Genomic DNA, 16,517 nt, shown 5'->3' with positions numbered 1-16,517 from the left:
ATGGCTAATCCGTTAATATATCACAAACAAGGTTGGATAGAAGTAATCTGCGGGTGTATGTTCTCCGGCAAGACGGAAGAACTCATCCGCCGCGTGCGCATTGCGCTTATCGCCCGGCAAAAGGTGCAGTTGTTTAATTCCAAGATTGACACGCGCTACGGCATTGACAGCATTACGAGCCACAACCAAAACAAGGTGGCGGCCACGTGTGTAAAATCGTCCGCCGAAATTTTGCCGCTGGTGGACAAAGACACGCAAGTTATCGCCATAGACGAGATTAATTTCTTTGATTTTGGTATTGTAGAAGTATGCAACAAACTGGCCAAGGCCGGCAAACGCGTGATTGTAGCCGGGTTAGATACCGACTACCGCGCCGAACCGTTTGAAGTAACCGCCGCCCTCTTGGCCCAGGCTGAATACGTTACCAAAAACTTGGCGGTTTGCACCAAATGCGGCAACCCGGCCAGTTTTACGCAACGTATCAGCAAAGACAAAAAGCGCATTGTAGTAGGCACGACAGACGCCTATCAGGCCCGTTGCCGCCGCTGCTACAAAAAGCCGCGCAAATAAGTGATTTGGGGCCGTTAAACGCATTTTAAAACGCACGGCCCGCATAAAAAGGAGAAAAAACTATGAACGCACCGTATATCGGGTTTTGGAAACGCGCCGTCGCTTTTGTGATTGACGCTATTTTAGTGGCTATTCCGCCAGCCATCATTTGCGTACCGCTGATGATTTGGCAGGGCGTAAAACTCAGCCAAGCCACCGAAGACACCACCGCCGGAACGCTGGCGGTAATGGTTGCCATTTACATTTTGTGGCAAGTATTGGGCGCTATTTCGTACTGGCTTTACTTTGCCTTGCTGGAAAGCGGCGCCAAACAGGCCACCTTCGGCAAACGCATTATGGGCATTAAGGTAATCGGTAAAGACGGCGGGCGCATCGGCTTTGGCCGCGCGACGGGCCGCACCTTTGCCAAAATTCTGTCCTATGTTACCGTTTACATCGGGTATGTAATGGCCGGGCTTACCAACCGCAAACGCGCCTTACACGATTACATTGCGGAAACGTATGTCGTCCGCGCGGACTTTCAACCCGGGGACGAACTGCCCGATACCCCGTCCCACCCGTGGTGGTTGGCTATTATCAGCCTGTTCTTAATTTTGGGCTTGGGCGCGTTGTTGCTCGTCGGTGCGCTTGCACAGGAAAATCCTGCCACCAAGGCTGGTCAGGCCGTTATTATGATGCAGGCTATTGACGACAATGCTGAAATGGAAGATATGGATATCAACGACATCTGGTACTCCAAAGACGAGGACGGTTTGAGAGCCTCCTTTGAAGTCAACGATGACGCCTATACTATCTTTTTGCCCAAGGGCTCCAAAGAGGCTTGCTGCGAGGAATACCCCAACGCCGATTGCGAGGAAACGGGGCTTTCCGTCTGCAAATAACAAGTATTTAATATAGCACACCGCCCCTGGCATTTTTGCTGGGGGCGGTTTTTTATGGGCACTTTTCAATCCCAATGAAATCCAGGATAAATACACTATTGGGCGGACGCACCAGAGGGCTGGAGCGCTGCCCCCCATAACACCCCTCATTTTGTACCCAAATTGCGCATAAAAATCCCCCGGAGCCACAAAGCCCCGGGGGGTTTTATATATTCCAACTAAATTAAAAACTCCAATGCGGTGTAAAGGAGTCGCCCTTTAAGTCCGCGAGCAGGTGCGGCGCGCTGCCGTCCATATCCATCATATACAACTGGCGTTTGCCGTTGCGCGTGGTGGTGAACGCGATAAAGCGGCCGTCCGGCGACCAAGTCGGGTCCTCATTGGAGCCCGCATCGGTGGTCAAGCGGCGGATTTGCGTACCCGTTAAATCCACCAAAAAGATATCCATCGGGTGATAGGGCGATTCACGCCCCGTGAACACAATCCACTCCCCGGTGGGAGACCATTGGGGGCTGTCGGACCAGTTAAAGGTTTTCGTCAGCGGACGGGTTTCGCCGGTGGCGAGTTCCATTACATAAATTTGCGGGTTGCCCGCGCGGTTGGACACAAAAGTAATATACTTGCCGTCGGGAGAATAGGACGGGGAACCGTCCACCGAGGCCTTATTGGTAATGCGGGTTTTGGCGTGCGTTTCCAAGTTATAAATGTAAATGCTCGGGTTTGTGCCGCCGGAACTGGTAAAGGCCAAGGCCTTGCCGTCAGGCGAAACGCCGCCGATAAGCGACAAGCCGCCGCGGATAATCACCGGGGCGATTTTCCCTGCGCGCAAGTCAATCGCAAAGATATCCGGGTTTTTATATTTATAAGTGGTGTAGAAGATTTTGCCGTCCTTGGACCAGCGAGGCAAAATGGCAATACTCTTATCGTTGGTTAATTTCTGCAAGTTTTCGCCGTCGTAATCCACTACATAAATTTCTTTGTGGCGGGTGGAGTTATTGGCAAAAGCAATTTTGGTATCGGCAATGCCGCGTTTGCCCATTAAAGCAGAGACAATCTGGTCCGAAGCGATATGCGCCAGTCTGCGCAGGCTGCTTTCGGTTCCTTTGAACGCCTTGGCAAAAACGGACGTGCGGGTAGAAATATCGTAAACGTAAATTTTAATTGTAAAGTACGGGGCCGCATAAGTGATATCGCCCGCCAGCAAATAACTGGCGTGAGCCGCGCCCCATTGGTTTAACTGCTGGCTTAAATGCTGGGAGTTAAAGGCCGGGCCGTCCTCGGTAACGTCAAAATAGCGGGCAAACAGCAAATCCGCGCGCATTACGTCGTGCACCAGCACGGCGGCGGGCTGGGCCTTTTCGTCCGTATAGCGGAAGGGCGGCATACCGATAGCGGGCAGGCGTTTATCCCCCACCGAGGTAATGCCGATATACACATCCGTCTTGGGCTGGGCCGCCATTACGCGCCCCGCAAAAGAGATAAGAACCCCTGCAATAAGTAAAAGGGAAAACAGTTTTTTCATAATAAAAAGGAACCGCGCGTTACACGCGTTTATTTGATTTTGGCCAACTCGGCTTTGGCTTTTTTAGCCTCGGGCGAAGCCGGGAAATCCTGCACAACGGAGGACAAATAGCGTTTGGCTTCGTCTTTTTTGCCAAGGGGCACAATGGACAGCGCGTATTTCAACCGCGCCGACGGAATTAATTTGCTTTTCGGAAATTTTTGCAGCAAGGTGGCGTAAGCAACCGCCCCGGGCTTGGTTTGCCCCGCGGCAATGTACGCATCGCCCATATACATATAGGCTTGTTCCACGTTTTCGCTGTCCGGGTATTTGGAAATGTAGAGTTTAAAGCCCATTGCGGCGGGCTCGTAAGCGCCTTTATCCAAGTGGCTTTTGGCTTCGGCAAACAAATCCGAGGGCAACAAGGCGGCTGGCTGGGCGGCTTGTGCATTTTCCGCTTGGGCCGCGGCGGCGGGAGCCGTACGGACAGAAACGGACAAATCGTCCAACTTGGCGGACAATTTGTTAATTTGCTCATCTACCTGGGCCAAATTTTCGTTGGAAGCGGACAAATTGCTGTTGAGTTCGTCCATTTTTCCGGCAAGTTCGGCTTGGTTGGATTGCATTTGCACAATCGTAGCGTTAAGTTCTTGCAACTGCAATTTGAGCGTACTCATATCCCGCTCGCTGGCGATGCAGCCGGACAACAAAAAGCCCGAACCTGCCATAAAAAGTAGTTTAGTAACATTTTTCATTTTGGGTCCGGGCTCCTTATTCAAAACAAGCGATTAGTTGACTTTAAGCAACGTATCGGCTCTGCGGTTTTGCGCCCAGCAGGACTGGGTGGCTTCGTAGCAGACCGGTTTTTCTTCGCCGTAAGATACGGTGGTAATGTTAGCGGCCGGAATACCGAGGCGCACGTAATACGCTTTCACTTCGTCGGCGCGTTTTTGGCCGAGGGCGATGTTGTAAGCGATGGTGCCTCTGTCGTCGCAGTTACCTTCTACGGTTACTTGGTAGGAAGCGGCAGACGCGGCGGCTTTAATGGCCTTCACGTTGGCTTCTACAATTTTGCGGGCATCGGAGGACAGGCTGTATTTGTCCAAAGCGAAATGCACCACACCCAAAGAAACTTCCTGGGCGGGAACTTCCGTTACCGTTTCGGTTTCTTCAATTACCATTTCGGTACCGGCACCGGCAGTCAGGTCGGCGTTGGCGTCATCTTTTACGTTCTTTTTGCAGGCAGTCAAGCCAGCGGCCAAGGCCAGAACCAAAACAACTTTGAGTAAGTTTTTCATTTCTTTCTCCTAATAGGTATTTACTTCTACACATAAATGATAGCAACTTTTAACCCCCCGGGTCAAATAGAATTCCCCTCTTACGCGCTGCCTTTATGTGTGTTTTTATGGTAGCGTTTTATGCGCTGTTTGGCACGCCCTGTTTTGGGTTAGTTGAACTGGAAGCCCAGTGCCCCAGGATTTATTGTTACAAGAAATTACTTTATAAATACAAATGCCCCAAATTCCAAAGGCATGTGGCAATAACACCACACAAAAAGCCGGCCCCAAAAGAGGCCGGCTTTTTAAACTTTGCTGGGCGGCTCCTTACGCGAGCAACTTGCCTAACAACTGGCTGATAATGCGCGGGTTGGCTTTTCCTTTGCTGAGTTTCATTACGCCACCCACCAGCGCGCCGATGGCGGCCTTGTTGCCTTTTTTATAATCGGCCACGGCCTTGGGGTTGGCCTCAATGGCGGCCTTGGCCCAGGCTTCCAACTGGCCCTCGTCGCTCACCTGCACCATACCGCGTTTTTGCACCACGGCGGCAGGGGCTTCGCCCGTCTTCCAAATTTCGTCAAACACCTCGCGGCCCTGTTTGCGGTTGATTTTACCGCTTTCCACCAATTCCAGCAATTCCGCCAAGCGGGCGGCCGGAATAGGTGAATCTTGGATTTCCTTCTTTTCGGCGTTTAACACGCCCAACAGGTCGGTTTGAATCCAGTTAGAGGCCGTCTTTAAAGACACTTTCCCGCCCTTTACCACTTCTTCAAAATAGGCGGCAATTTCGCGCGAACTCGTCAGCACGCCCGCATCGTAAGCGGACAAGCCGGCTTTCATAAAGCGTGCTTCCTTGGCACCCGGCAATTCGGGCATATGGGCCTTTACATTTTCCAGCCAGTCGTGTTTTAACACCACGGGCGGCAAATCCGGCTCCGGGAAATAGCGGTAATCCAATGCGTCCTCTTTGGAGCGCATCGGCTTGGTAACCAGTTCTTCTTTATCCCACAGGCGGGTTTCCTGCTTTACCTGTTCGCCCGCGTTTAAAATTTCCGTCTGGCGGTTGATTTCGTAGTTAAGCGCGTCTCTGACGGCTTTAAACGAGTTTAAATTTTTGATTTCCGCGCGCGTGCCGAATTTCTCCTGCCCTTTGGGGCGCAAGGAAATGTTCACGTCCACGCGCAATTCGCCCTTTTCCATATCGCAGTTGGAAGCGCCTACCCAGCGCATTAAGCGTTTGATTTCGGTCAAATAGGCATAGGCTTCATCGGGCGAGCGCAAATCGGGCATAGACACAATTTCCAACAACGGGCAGCCCGCGCGGTTGTAGTCCACCAAAGAGTGGTCTGCAAAGTGGGAGGATTTAGCGGCGTCCTCTTCCAAGTGCGCGTGGTGAATACCAATGCGCTTTTTTTGCAAATTTTCTTTGGGGCCGAACGTAATTTCAATATAGCCCGCGCCGTTAATCGGCTCTTCGTTTTGGGTAATCTGGTAGCCCTTGGGCAAATCCGGGTAGAAATAATGTTTGCGCGAGAACGAGGAATATTCGTTCGTTTGGCAATTCATAGAAAGCCCCGCGCGTACCGCAAGTTCCAGGGCCCCTTCGGTCAGTACGGGCAGTACGCCCGGATGTCCGGCGCAAACGGGGCAAATGGCGGTGTTGGGCTTGGTATCATCGCCCACGCCGTTGGGGCAAGAACAAAACAACTTGGTTTTGCTTCCGAGTTGGACGTGTATTTCCAACCCGATAACAGGTTCAAATTCAGTATTCACGATAATATCTCCTAAATTATTATAATATCAAATATGGTTCATCTTTTTAAGCCCACTTCCTATTCTTTCGGCGCCGCGCTGGCCGTGGGGGCCACGCTGGCGTGGAAACTGGTGTCGTTTGCCAATGCGCTTTTAATTGCCCTTTATTTCGGCGCGGGTAAGACAACCGACGTATATTTTTACCTCATTATGATAATGGGATTTGGACTAACATTTTTACAGCGGATGAACGCCGCCGTCATCATCCCGGAGGCAATGGCGCAGGACGCCAAAACCCCAAACGGCGGGCGGGCCCTTTTAAACAGATTCTTATATTTCTATATTTTACTGGCGGCTGTGCTGACGGCGGCGGGGTTTTTCTGCCCGGTGGCGCTAGGAAAACTTTTATCCCGTTTTGACCTTGCCCAACTGACGGCAGAGCGCGGACTGATTTCGCTTGGCTTTTTGTTATTTGGTTTGCAACTGCTAGTCGCCTATTTAACCGCCGTGTTGGAAATGTACCGCCGCTTTACCACCGCCGTGTTTACCCCGCTAAACGCCCTGCTGCCCTTTATTTGCCTGCTGTGTTTTGGGCGCACCTGTGGCGTAGTCAGTATGATATACGGCTTTTTGGCGGCCAATGCGGTACAGGCAATCGTCTTTTTATGCGCACTAAAAAAAGAACTCAACTGGTCCTTTGGCGTGCACGGCGCAGGCTGGCACAAAAAATTGACGGCAAACCTCGTTAGCAACCAAGCCATTGAACTGGCGAATATCGTCAGCAGCGTGCTTCCGCTTTATTTACTCAGCGGACTTTCCGCCGGGATGGTCAGCGCGCTTAACTATGCGCGGCAACTGTCCGACTCGCCGACTGAAATTTTTACGCTCCGCGTTACCAATGTTTCCAAAATCCAATTAACTGAAAGCGCCGCCCAAAATGCTTGGAACCAATTAAACCGGGATTTTTTAACCACCCAGCATTTTGTGCTTTTTTTACTTACGCCGCTATCGGTATTTACTTGTTTTTACGCGCCGGAAATCATTTCGCTCTTTTTTGAGCGCGGAAACTTTACCCCGCAAGATGTACACGGCGCGGCTAACTTTTTGCGCCCGCTAATGGCAATGATGTGGTTTATGGGACCTATTTTAATGCAAAACAATGTGGTGGCGGCGGGCCGGAAGGTAAAGGAAAGCCTGCCCTATGCGCTGGCGGGAATTATCTTATTTATCGTATTGGTACCGTTTACAATGAGCGCGTTCGGCGCGTATGCGTACCCGTACACGCAGGCGGGGTGCTGTGCGGTGAGTTTGTATATTAATTATTTACTCTTTAAAAAGCATTTTCCGCAAGTGGAATATGTGTATTCCCTGCGGACGGCGGCACGGTTAGTGGCCGTAAACATTTTGGCGCTTTTCCCCTCGGCCTTATATGCGTTTTTCGGGCCACGCACCAATGGGTTTTTTACACTTCTTTTCGGCGGGATTATCTTTCTTGGGGCGCTTTGGTTTTTGGCCCGCAAAAGCGGCGACTGGGCACTGTTTACGCGCCAGTTTAAAAACCGCTTTTAACGCACTAATATTTTTTTGAGTGCTTTTAAGGCGTCTTGCGCGCGGACGGCTTCGGTACACGGGGCCGTTTTATGCCCCAGCGGGCAAACAAACATCCAATCCGCTGTGCTCCACATACAACCGCCGCACGGCCCCGCCGCTAAATTGATATTTTTAGCATATCCAAAAAACTCTTGGTCCGTCGGGCCGAAGATAACCACGCTTTTTACGTCTAAATACTGCGCCAGGTGCACGAGCCCGCTCTCCGTATCAATATGCGCCTTGGCCCCTTGTAAAAGGGACGGCACATCCGAAAGCGGCGTTTTGCCCACTAAATTAAAATCGGCTTCCTCATAAACCGGGCTGTTTTTGCCCCCCAGTTGCACGAGTTTAATTTGCGGGAATTGCCGCTTAAACAAACGGAAGAACTCGCACCAGCGCACCGCCGGCCAAGCGCGCGTGGGGCGTTTATCCCCCACCGTTTGCGCGGAACTCGTTCCGTCGTGAAAGGTAATATAAGGCACGCCGGATAAGCCGTATTTTTCCAAAATTTTAGGCTCCGTTTTCAAACGACGCGTTTCGTCGTGCGGCAAGGTAAGCCCGCCCGTATAGGACAGTAAATCAAACCGCCGCCCGCCCCAAGCATACAGCCAACGGCCCAAGGCGGCCTCGGTTAAAAACGGGTCATCTAATAGTTCGCCCAAGTTGTTTTGGGCTTCCTGCGCGCGCTCAAATGCTGGGAGAAAGGTGGGCTCTAATCGCGCGATACGCGCAGCGTCCGCGTGCAAAAATTTAGCCGTCAAACAAACCTGAACAACCAAATCGTAATCCGCCCAATGAATTTTGCCGTCCGCCAAAATAGTGGTGTTATCATCTCCGCCAAACAGCGTTTTGGCTACATCCGGCAGTTGCGCATAAATAAAAAACTGTGCTTTGGGCATTTGCTCCCGGTACGCCAGCACCAGCCGCCGCGCACACGCTCCGTCTCCTAATCCGCCGGCCAGCCAAAACAGTACGCGCAATTTTTCACCCGGCTGAACCGTGCGGCCCCCGTGGCGCAATTTAGAAAGGAAATTCTTTTTTTCTTGGCTCCACTTCATCGCCCAGCGCACCAAACGGCTATCCCGCCCGCGCAGGCCAAGCGTTTGCTTTAAATCCAACAGGCTGATTTTAATATGCGGCTCGTCAAAATTCATTTTACAGCATCCTTACATAAATTTTCATAGGCGTTTAAATAGTTATCAAGCGAAAACCGCTCCACCACAGCCCGCGCCTGTGCGCCAAAGCGTTTGCGCTTTTCGGTATCCGCCATTAATTCGGCCAGTTTGGCGGCCAGTTGGTCGGTATGGTTTTGCTTGACCAAAAAGCCGTCTGTGCCGTTATGGATAATCACATCCGGCCCCGTGCAGGCAAAACTAACCGCCGGCAATCCCGCCGCCATTGCTTCCAGCAGTACCATTGGAAAGCCCTCCGCGCGCGAGGACATTGCATACAAATCCGCGTGCCGGTAAACAGCCGCCAAGCCTTTTACGGGCGGTACAAATTGCACGCTGGCTTGAATATCTAGCGTATCGGCCAAGCCCTTTAATTCCGCTTCGTCCGGCCCGGCCCCAATCAAGCACAAACGCCAATTTGGGAAATCGTCGCACACGCGCCGCCAAGCCTGCAACAAGCGGTCAAAGCCCTTTTGTTTGACGAGCCGCCCCACAGCCAGCACATATTTTTTGTCGGGCGCAAAAAAGGCGGGGCGCGGATAGGTTTGCGGGTCCGCGGGCATTGCTGGATTATAAACCACGCTTACGCGCCACTTTGGGAAATACATCGCCAAGAACTTGCGGTCCCGCTCGGACAGCACCGTTACGCGGCTGGCGCGCGCCAACAAAAAGTTGCGCAAAACCTGCCATTTGCGCGAATATTCCAAGTGCCGCACGTCCAAGTGGTCAGCGTAAATATACGGCACGCGCAAAAGCCAGCAGGCGGCCAGTACGCTAATGGTCATAAAACTGATAACCACGTCCGGGCGTGTATCCGCTACTGCGCGCATTAAACGGTACAAGCGCGGAAAACCGCCCCAAAAGCCAGACTCTTTAAACGCGCCCAAATGCTCCCGCACGCGCCCCACAGAAGCGGGCGTTTGGTAAAAATCCGGCACGGAATCATCCAATGTAAGTAGGGTTACCCGGTGCCCGCGCGCGGCAAGCCCCGCGCATAAATACGTCATTACGCGCTCCGCTCCGCCACCGCCTAAGGTTCCTATCACACAAGTAATCCGCAAGGTAAACTCCGTATAAAAAGCCCGGCCTAAAAATTTGCCGGGCCATAATTAATAAAGCAACTGCGCAAACGCACGGACAAAATCTTCAAACGGATATTTGTCTTTTAATTTGCTGGCTTCCACCGCCAAGCCCACACGCTTGCCCCAGTTTACCATTAACTCATCCAAGGCAATGGTGAACGGTTCTTCTTCACCCGCGTTTACAATAAGGCCGTTAATGCCGTTGGCCACCAACGCCGTAACGGGAGTGGATTCGCACGCCACGCACGGCAATTTGCTGGCCATAGCATCCAGCAGAATATCGGCTTCCGCCGGGTTCAAGGCCGGGTACGCAAAGATATCGGCGTTGCGCAACAGGCTATACACATCGGTTTGCGCGGGCACAATTTCGGTACTGGCTTGCAAGTGATTTTTAGCAATAAATTTTTGCAAGGCGGCCTTGCTGGTGCCGTCGCCCACAATAGTTAAGTGCCAAGTTGTATGCGCCGGGGCCAAACGCGCCCAAGTTTTAAGCAGGTTATCAAAGCCGCTTTCCTTGGCTAATTTGCCCACGGCCACGATGTTATTTTCCTTTTTAAAGCAGGCGGGCTTGTTGTAATTATAGTGCTCCACCCACACGGCAGGGTTGGTAACTTCCTGCACTTTCAGGCCGGTGTAAGCCTTTTTATTAAGCGGCTTATCCGAAGTTTTAATCACAAATACCTGTTTGGCCTTTTTGAGTAAGGTCTTTTTGTCTTTGGACGGTTTATCCTCTTTAAAGCCTTCGTTTTCGGCATAGGCAAACGGCAAACCCATTTCCTGCGCAGCCGCACAGCCAGGCAAATTCATAAACGAAATCACAAAATCGGCGTGTTCTTTTTTAAGCGCACCCGCCAAGGTTTTGGGTTTGGCTGTTGCCGTATATTCGTAAACAGGCAAAGACGTGGCGGCTTTTAATTTACCCTTTACACAAGCCAGCGTAACCTGAAAGCCTTTTTGCTGTAATTCCTCGCCCAGTTTTACCCCCAGGCGAGTGGCGGTAAAGTGTTTATTTCCACCAATAAAAATACATACGTTCATTTCATCCTCCTAACATAAACCCTTATGCAATTCTTTTCTATTGTACATAAAAAACGGGCATAAAAAAACCGCCCTGTAAGGGCGGTAATCATAGAAAACATTGCGGGGACTGGATTTGAACCAGTGATCTCAAGGTTATGGGCCTTGCGAGATACCAGGCTTCTCTACCCCGCAATGTTATTATAACACTTTGGGACAGGAAATGCAAATTGTTGTCGGCTACGGCAGACGATATTCCGTACTGCTGCCTCCAATTAACGTACCGCCCATACTCTTGCATACACGGTGCGCCAAAGAGGAAGAAGTATCTCTAACCATACAATGGCGCTCGCCCGCGTAAGTAGGACTATGATCTAAATACTGCGAATATTGAATAGTATCTTGCCCATTTAAATAGACTCTCCCGTCAATACGGTCTTCTTTATTGGTATTATGCCAATATTCCCCAGCATTGTAATCATACCAAATATTTCCGCAATTTAATTGTCCGTTACCTGCTTGCCTGCACCCGTTTACATCCGAAATATCAAGTAGCGTAATATCATCAGAAGCATACTCGCCATTGGCTAAATAATACACCTCGGCCGCATTGGCAATGGTTTTGACGGTGGGCATCGCGCTGGACAGACGGCTTTTTAACACGGCTACCTGATACTCGGGCAACGCCACCGCGGCCAATATGCCAATAATGAGAACGACTACTAAGAGTTCAATTAAGGTAAAACCTGCTGTTGCCGCGCGGCCTTCCCTAGCAATGTTGTTGTCATCCCCGAGGAATTGGCGGCCCGCAGGGTTACGGGATCTGTCGTGGTAGTTGTCATCCCGGGCGTGGACCCGGGATCCAGTCTGTTTATTAGAAAAACTCCTTATTTTATTCCTGGATTCCAGGTTCCCGATTGTATGCGGGCCCTGGAATGACAACAAAGGCAACAACCTATTGATAAATCCTTTCATTTTTTCTCCTTGTTTAGGCCTTTATATTTGAGCAAAACGGTCTTTTATACGCGTTTTTATACAGCGGATACATCCGGGTACACCCACCGCAATTTATCAAAATTTTAACAAAAAAAAAAAACGGAACAACCCCTTTATGAACAACAGCCAAAAAGACTACAACGAAAGACCCAATCGGTAGATCCTGAACTAAATTCAGGATGACCGCTTTTTAATAAGAGGCCTTTTCCCTTGTCATCCCCGAGGAATTTAGTCGGGGATCTGTCGTTATTAAAAGGGAAAACGACAAACAGCAGATTCCCGACTACAACTCTCGGGAATGACGGCAACGGCAACACCCAACGACAGATCCCGGATAAAAACACTCCGGGATGACGACACGCTGCGCGCCGCACCTTGCAGGCGGCAGATTGTCCGCGCTCATTTGATTAGGGGAGCCACTCTATGTTTGCAATGTCGCAAACAAACGAAATGGCAACAAAGACCGTTATAAAAATTGGGGTCATTCTGAACTGGCGGGCAGGCTGTTCCTTTTAAAAAAGCGCGCGGGGCAAGGAAATGCAAATCCTTGCCCCGCGCGCAATCACAAATTCCGTCGCAATTATTCTTTAAACATCGGGTAGAAATAAATACCCATATACACCGGGTTATCCGTAAAGCCCTTCACATTTTTACGCATTGCCCACAGGCCCGTGGGGTGGACAGTGTAAATCTGCATTGCGTCCTCGTGCATTAAGTTATGCACTTGCTTATATAACGCACTGCGTTTAGCAAAGTTGGTTTCCGACACGGCCCGCTCAATCAGCGCGTCCACCTGCGGATTTTTGTATCCCTGCGAAAGCGCATAACGCCCTTGGCTGTGCAAGAACGGGAAATAGAAATTGTGCGCATCGGCGTAATCGGCCACCCAGCCGCGCGCCCACATCGGCATTTGGCGTTTGGCAGTTTTTTCCAAGAACGACGGCCACGTTACACCGCGCAAGTCAATTTGGAATTTGGGGTTTAAACTTTCCACATTGCGTTTTAAAATTTCACTCGCAATTTGGCGCATATCGCCGCTGGTATTGTAGGTAATGGTAAATTTAAAGCCCTTTTCCCACACTTGGCCGCCCCAAGCCTTTTTAAAAAGTTCCTCGGCCTTTTTTAAATCAAAGGGATATTGTTTAAAATCTTTGTCGTATTTTACCAAACCCGCCGGGGCCGGGCCGATAGCGCGCTCGCCGCGGCCTTCCATAGATTCCTTTAAAAAGGAATCATAATCAAAGGCGTATTCAAAGGCTTGGCGCAAGTTTTTATCGGCAAAGAAATCGGCCGGAATCCCCTGCCCGTCCAACTTGCCGGAACCTACATCCGGGTTGGCCTGCATATTGATATCAAGCGTAAAAAAGATGACCGGGTCCGTGCGCAGGCGGGGCAAATTATCATACAAGGTTACCTCGGGGTTTCCCTTAATTTGCGCCGCAAACTTGGTGGAAATTTCCGCCACGTCCGCATCGCCCGTTTCCAACATTAGGCGCAGGGTAGAGGGTTCATCCACCGTCAGCATATGGATAAATTTTAATTTAGGCGCACCCTCAAAATAATTTTCGTTCGCGGCCAAGGTCAAGCGTTTGGCGGCAATATCCCAGCGCGCCACACTAAACGGGCCCGAACCGTTGGCAACCGCAAAGAACGGAGAGGAATCTTTGGCAAAGTTGTTAAACTGCTTCCACGTTTCTTCCGTGCCGTCCCACGCGCCGTGCGAAACCGCCCAATCCTTGCTGACGATGTAACTCCACCGCGCAATAATAGAGAGGAACGGTGCAAACGGCCGTTTGAGCGTTACCACCACGTTATCCCCGTCCACGCGGACGGCGTTGGCGGCGTCCTTAAAATTGACGACAATTTCGCCCTTATCGTTGCGCGTAGAGGATACACCCAAAATCGGTTCCAACAGCAAACTGGACGGTCCGCCGGACACATCGGACAACAGAAAGCGCAACAACGAATAACGCACATCCTCGGGTGTCAATTCTTCCCCGCCTTGGAATTTAATTCCTTTGCGGATAGGAAAAGTATAAGTGAGGCCGTCGGCGGAAATGAGGCCGTTTTCCTTGCTGGGCACCGCCGTAGAAACGGACGGGAGCAAATCGGTCAGCGAGGAGCCGTCAAACTTTAAAAGGGTATCATACACGTTAATTAACAGCCCGTGGGTTACCCCGTCATAGGAATAAACCGGGTCCAGGGATTCCATTTCCCCTTTGTGCGCCACCACCAAGGTATCCTTCATATCTTGTTTGGCGCAGGCCGAAAACAACAACACGGCACACAAAAACAATAAACATTTCTTCATTTTTTCCTCACCACATACGCGGCGCCTTTTTTATTACACAGCCACGCTTTTGCAAATTCCCGCGCGTCGTAGGCGCGCAAAACTAAATCTTTTTTTAAAGCAGCCGGGTCCGCCACTAAAATTTTTCCGTCCTTCCACCCCCGGATTAACACCAAGTGCCCAGGCGTATGCTCTATGGCCGCCCCCGTAAGTTCCCCGCGGTTGTAACTGGTACTGGCCACCACCAAGGAGTCTTCCGTTACAAAATTTTTGAGTTCGCTTAATGCGCTAAAACGCCGCACATACGACTCCGCCCCGCGGGCCGATGCCGCGGCCACATTAAAAACCCAGTTGCCAAAAATGCCCGCTGTTTGGTCAAAAACCTCTTCCAAAAAATCCTTTAAGGCGGTTTTAATACCTAACGCATTTAACGCCATACAAAGCGAAGTGGGGCTGCAAATGCGGCGGCGGTCCGGGTGGGTTTGCTCCATTTGGGAAATCGGGGTTACTTCGTGTTCAAACGAACCTGCGGGCAAACGGGCGGCGCTTTTTTCGTCATACGCAAAAGAAGCGCTTACTGCCGTTACCGCCAGCGAGGTTACTTCCGCCCCGCCAAACAACTTTAAACGGTAGCGGTATGCTTCCGCCGGGGCCGACAAAACCAGTTCATCCGTCGCCACGCGGCCGAAGGCGTCCTCTTGCGCAGGGAAACTGCTCTTCATTTTGCCGGACAAAAGCCCCAACTTATAAAATCCGCTCCATTTTTCCTTTACGCACACCTGCGCTTCCAATAACAGCCAACCGTCCGCCGGAGAGCGAAACCCGGCAGACAAAACAAAAGATGAAAAGGGAAACGGCGTTTTGAACACGTGAGAAACCACGGTTTGGATACCGTCTGTTACCGTTTTGTCCGCTATATCGGCAGGAGTGTGCAAAAGATTGAAGATACAGGAATGCTGTTGGGCCATATAAAAACCTTTATCGGGGCACCCGGACTTGAACCGGGAACCTCCCGCTCCCAAAGCGGGCGCTCTACCACTTGAGCCATGCCCCGAACGTGTATATTGTACCAATTTTAGGCTAAAAACCCTATAAAAAAATAAGCCAGCGTGTTTTATTTGGAACTGCGCGGAATACGGTCTTGCGGGAGGACTTCGTGCAAGGGCGAATCGCGCTCCACAAATGACGGATCCTTTGTAAGAGAAATATCATACGGGCGGAATAAAAAATTCCCACTAGGGAGCAAATCCAACTGGCCCCAGCAAGGTTTTTTCCCCACCTTTAAAAACGCACTTATTTGCATAATTTGCTTAGTGGGAATACTTTTAGGCGTAGTAAATTCCTGTATATGCAATTTTTGCGTGCGGTAGTTCGGCGGGAGCAGTCCGCCGACGTGAAGCATAATGGAAATGGGCTTTTCCTCGCTCATTGCAAAGCGAACGGCAAAATCCGGGTTTTGGGAAAAGTGAAGCACCGGCCAAGCGGTTTGATAGTCATAGGCTTTGTTTACATCCAGCCCGTTTTTAAAAATATTGCGCAAATCTTTCCCGTCCGCGGACAAACGCATCCCGCGCAGTAAATCAAACGCATAGCGCGGAGCCGGGTACGGCGTATTGCGCAGGGCGGCGGTTTCTTCCCACGGGTTTTCCTGCCATTGGACGGTTTTTAAATCGCGGATGACATACGCTTTTCCCGTAAAGCGCGGAAGCCCGTAAATAAGTGCGGCCTCTTGGGGGTGCTCGGCAAGCCAAACAAGCGCCTGCGGTTTGGACAATTTTTTATGTTTTTGCACCATAGCCACGGCACGGGCGCCGGCGTGGGTATCGGTTAATAAAAGCGATTTTTTAGGGAGCGATACTTCCGTTATGCCACCTGGTAAGTCCTTAATATGGAACGCAGACAAGCGCGCCTTTATCCCCGGAGTTAATACACAAGAAGCTAAAGCCTTTTGTACGTCCGGGCGCATTGGAATTACTTGTACGGCAGATACGGAAGCAAAAGAGGGAACCTTAACGGCCCGCGGCACCTGTACTTTAAAGGATGTTTTGATATTTCGGGGCACAAACGCGCGCACGCTTTGCGCCGCCAGCGGACCGGACGCAAAAAGAGAAAGGGATAAAACACACATCGCGCGCAAAAACAGGTTCATACCCGTATGGTAGCAGAAAAAGCGCAAAATGTCATCCCCCCTGTGGGGTGCGCGTGTTTTCCCGTCCTAACGCGGGCAGAGCAGTGGGATAATTTGCCTTTCAAGTCTGGACGCACACCAAGCAGTTGGTGTGCTTGGGCACAAAAAAGCCCACGCTTACGCGTAGGCTTTTGAATACTGCGCCCACCAGGACTTGCCTTCCAGTAAAATTCCTAACGGAATTTTCTTGCAGGCCGGGCT

General features: G+C 50.9%; 14 protein-coding genes and 2 tRNA genes. 3 read left to right on the top strand and 13 right to left on the bottom strand.

Features of this window, described 5'->3' with window-relative positions:
* On the top strand, positions 1–570 hold the full coding sequence (locus ACR0QV_RS02300) for a thymidine kinase (protein WP_432634369.1): 570 nt from the start codon (positions 1–3) through the stop codon (positions 568–570).
* A gap of 62 nt (positions 571–632) precedes the next feature.
* Positions 633–1,451, top strand: coding sequence for an RDD family protein (locus ACR0QV_RS02295; RefSeq protein WP_432634368.1), 819 nt, complete (start codon positions 633–635; stop codon positions 1,449–1,451).
* 223 nt (positions 1,452–1,674) lie between these two features.
* Here the strand turns inward: ACR0QV_RS02295 and ACR0QV_RS02290 are convergent, their stop codons facing one another.
* The 4 genes from ACR0QV_RS02290 to gatB form a co-directional block, all read right to left on the bottom strand.
* Positions 1,675–2,973 (bottom strand): hypothetical protein, encoded by a 1,299-nt coding sequence (locus ACR0QV_RS02290; RefSeq protein ID WP_432634367.1) that lies wholly within the window; start codon positions 2,971–2,973, stop codon positions 1,675–1,677.
* A 29-nt stretch (positions 2,974–3,002) separates the two neighbouring features.
* Positions 3,003–3,707 carry a tetratricopeptide repeat protein gene (locus tag ACR0QV_RS02285; RefSeq protein WP_432634366.1) on the bottom strand — a complete coding sequence of 235 codons (705 nt, stop codon included), beginning with the start codon at positions 3,705–3,707 and terminating at the stop codon, positions 3,003–3,005.
* 33 nt (positions 3,708–3,740) lie between these two features.
* Positions 3,741–4,250: an OmpA family protein gene (locus tag ACR0QV_RS02280; protein ID WP_428053674.1), complete on the bottom strand. Its 510-nt coding sequence runs from the start codon at positions 4,248–4,250 to the stop codon at positions 3,741–3,743.
* Positions 4,251–4,556: 306 nt separating this feature from the next.
* Positions 4,557–6,002, bottom strand: coding sequence for an Asp-tRNA(Asn)/Glu-tRNA(Gln) amidotransferase subunit GatB (gatB, locus tag ACR0QV_RS02275; RefSeq protein ID WP_432634365.1), 1,446 nt, complete (start codon positions 6,000–6,002; stop codon positions 4,557–4,559).
* 33 nt (positions 6,003–6,035) lie between these two features.
* On the opposite strand from gatB, the gene ACR0QV_RS02270 reads away from it, so the two are divergent.
* Positions 6,036–7,550, top strand: coding sequence for a lipid II flippase MurJ (locus ACR0QV_RS02270; RefSeq protein WP_432634364.1), 1,515 nt, complete (start codon positions 6,036–6,038; stop codon positions 7,548–7,550).
* Here the strand turns inward: ACR0QV_RS02270 and ACR0QV_RS02265 are convergent.
* From ACR0QV_RS02265 to ACR0QV_RS02225, 9 genes are all read right to left on the bottom strand, one after another.
* A complete protein-coding gene (locus ACR0QV_RS02265) occupies positions 7,547–8,725 on the bottom strand; it encodes a glycosyltransferase family 9 protein (RefSeq protein WP_432634363.1) in 1,179 nt (392 codons plus the stop codon). The two genes, ACR0QV_RS02270 and ACR0QV_RS02265, sit on opposite strands and share 4 nt — an antisense overlap.
* Complete coding sequence (locus ACR0QV_RS02260; protein WP_432634362.1) at positions 8,722–9,789, bottom strand: glycosyltransferase family 4 protein; 1,068 nt, start codon at positions 9,787–9,789, stop codon at positions 8,722–8,724. Before ACR0QV_RS02260 ends, ACR0QV_RS02265 begins: the two co-directional genes overlap by 4 nt.
* A 63-nt stretch (positions 9,790–9,852) precedes the next feature.
* Positions 9,853–10,863 carry a glycosyltransferase gene (locus ACR0QV_RS02255; protein WP_432634361.1) on the bottom strand — a complete coding sequence of 337 codons (1,011 nt, stop codon included), beginning with the start codon at positions 10,861–10,863 and terminating at the stop codon, positions 9,853–9,855.
* Between the two features lie 100 nt (positions 10,864–10,963).
* A tRNA-Met gene (locus ACR0QV_RS02250) sits at positions 10,964–11,037 on the bottom strand.
* A 45-nt stretch (positions 11,038–11,082) separates the two neighbouring features.
* Positions 11,083–11,817, bottom strand: a complete 735-nt coding sequence (locus tag ACR0QV_RS02245) for a type IV pilin protein (protein WP_432634360.1) — start codon at positions 11,815–11,817, stop codon at positions 11,083–11,085.
* Positions 11,818–12,418: 601 nt separating this feature from the next.
* Positions 12,419–14,149 (bottom strand): ABC transporter substrate-binding protein, encoded by a 1,731-nt coding sequence (locus ACR0QV_RS02240; RefSeq protein WP_432634359.1) that lies wholly within the window; start codon positions 14,147–14,149, stop codon positions 12,419–12,421.
* The gene (locus ACR0QV_RS02235) at positions 14,146–15,096 is read right to left on the bottom strand and encodes a C39 family peptidase (protein ID WP_432634358.1); all 951 of its coding nucleotides are present in this window, start codon (positions 15,094–15,096) and stop codon (positions 14,146–14,148) included. Before ACR0QV_RS02235 ends, ACR0QV_RS02240 begins: the two co-directional genes overlap by 4 nt.
* A 13-nt stretch (positions 15,097–15,109) precedes the next feature.
* Positions 15,110–15,182, bottom strand: a tRNA-Pro gene (locus tag ACR0QV_RS02230).
* 60 nt (positions 15,183–15,242) lie between these two features.
* Entirely contained in the window at positions 15,243–16,277 is a 1,035-nt protein-coding gene (locus ACR0QV_RS02225; RefSeq protein WP_432634357.1) for a hypothetical protein, read from the bottom strand.
* Positions 16,278–16,517 lie beyond the last annotated feature (240 nt).

The sequence above is a fragment of the Candidatus Avelusimicrobium sp. genome (assembly GCF_050873505.1).
Taxonomy (GTDB): Bacteria; Elusimicrobiota; Elusimicrobia; order Elusimicrobiales; family Elusimicrobiaceae; genus Avelusimicrobium.
This window is presented reverse-complemented; position numbering and strand designations above follow the sequence as displayed.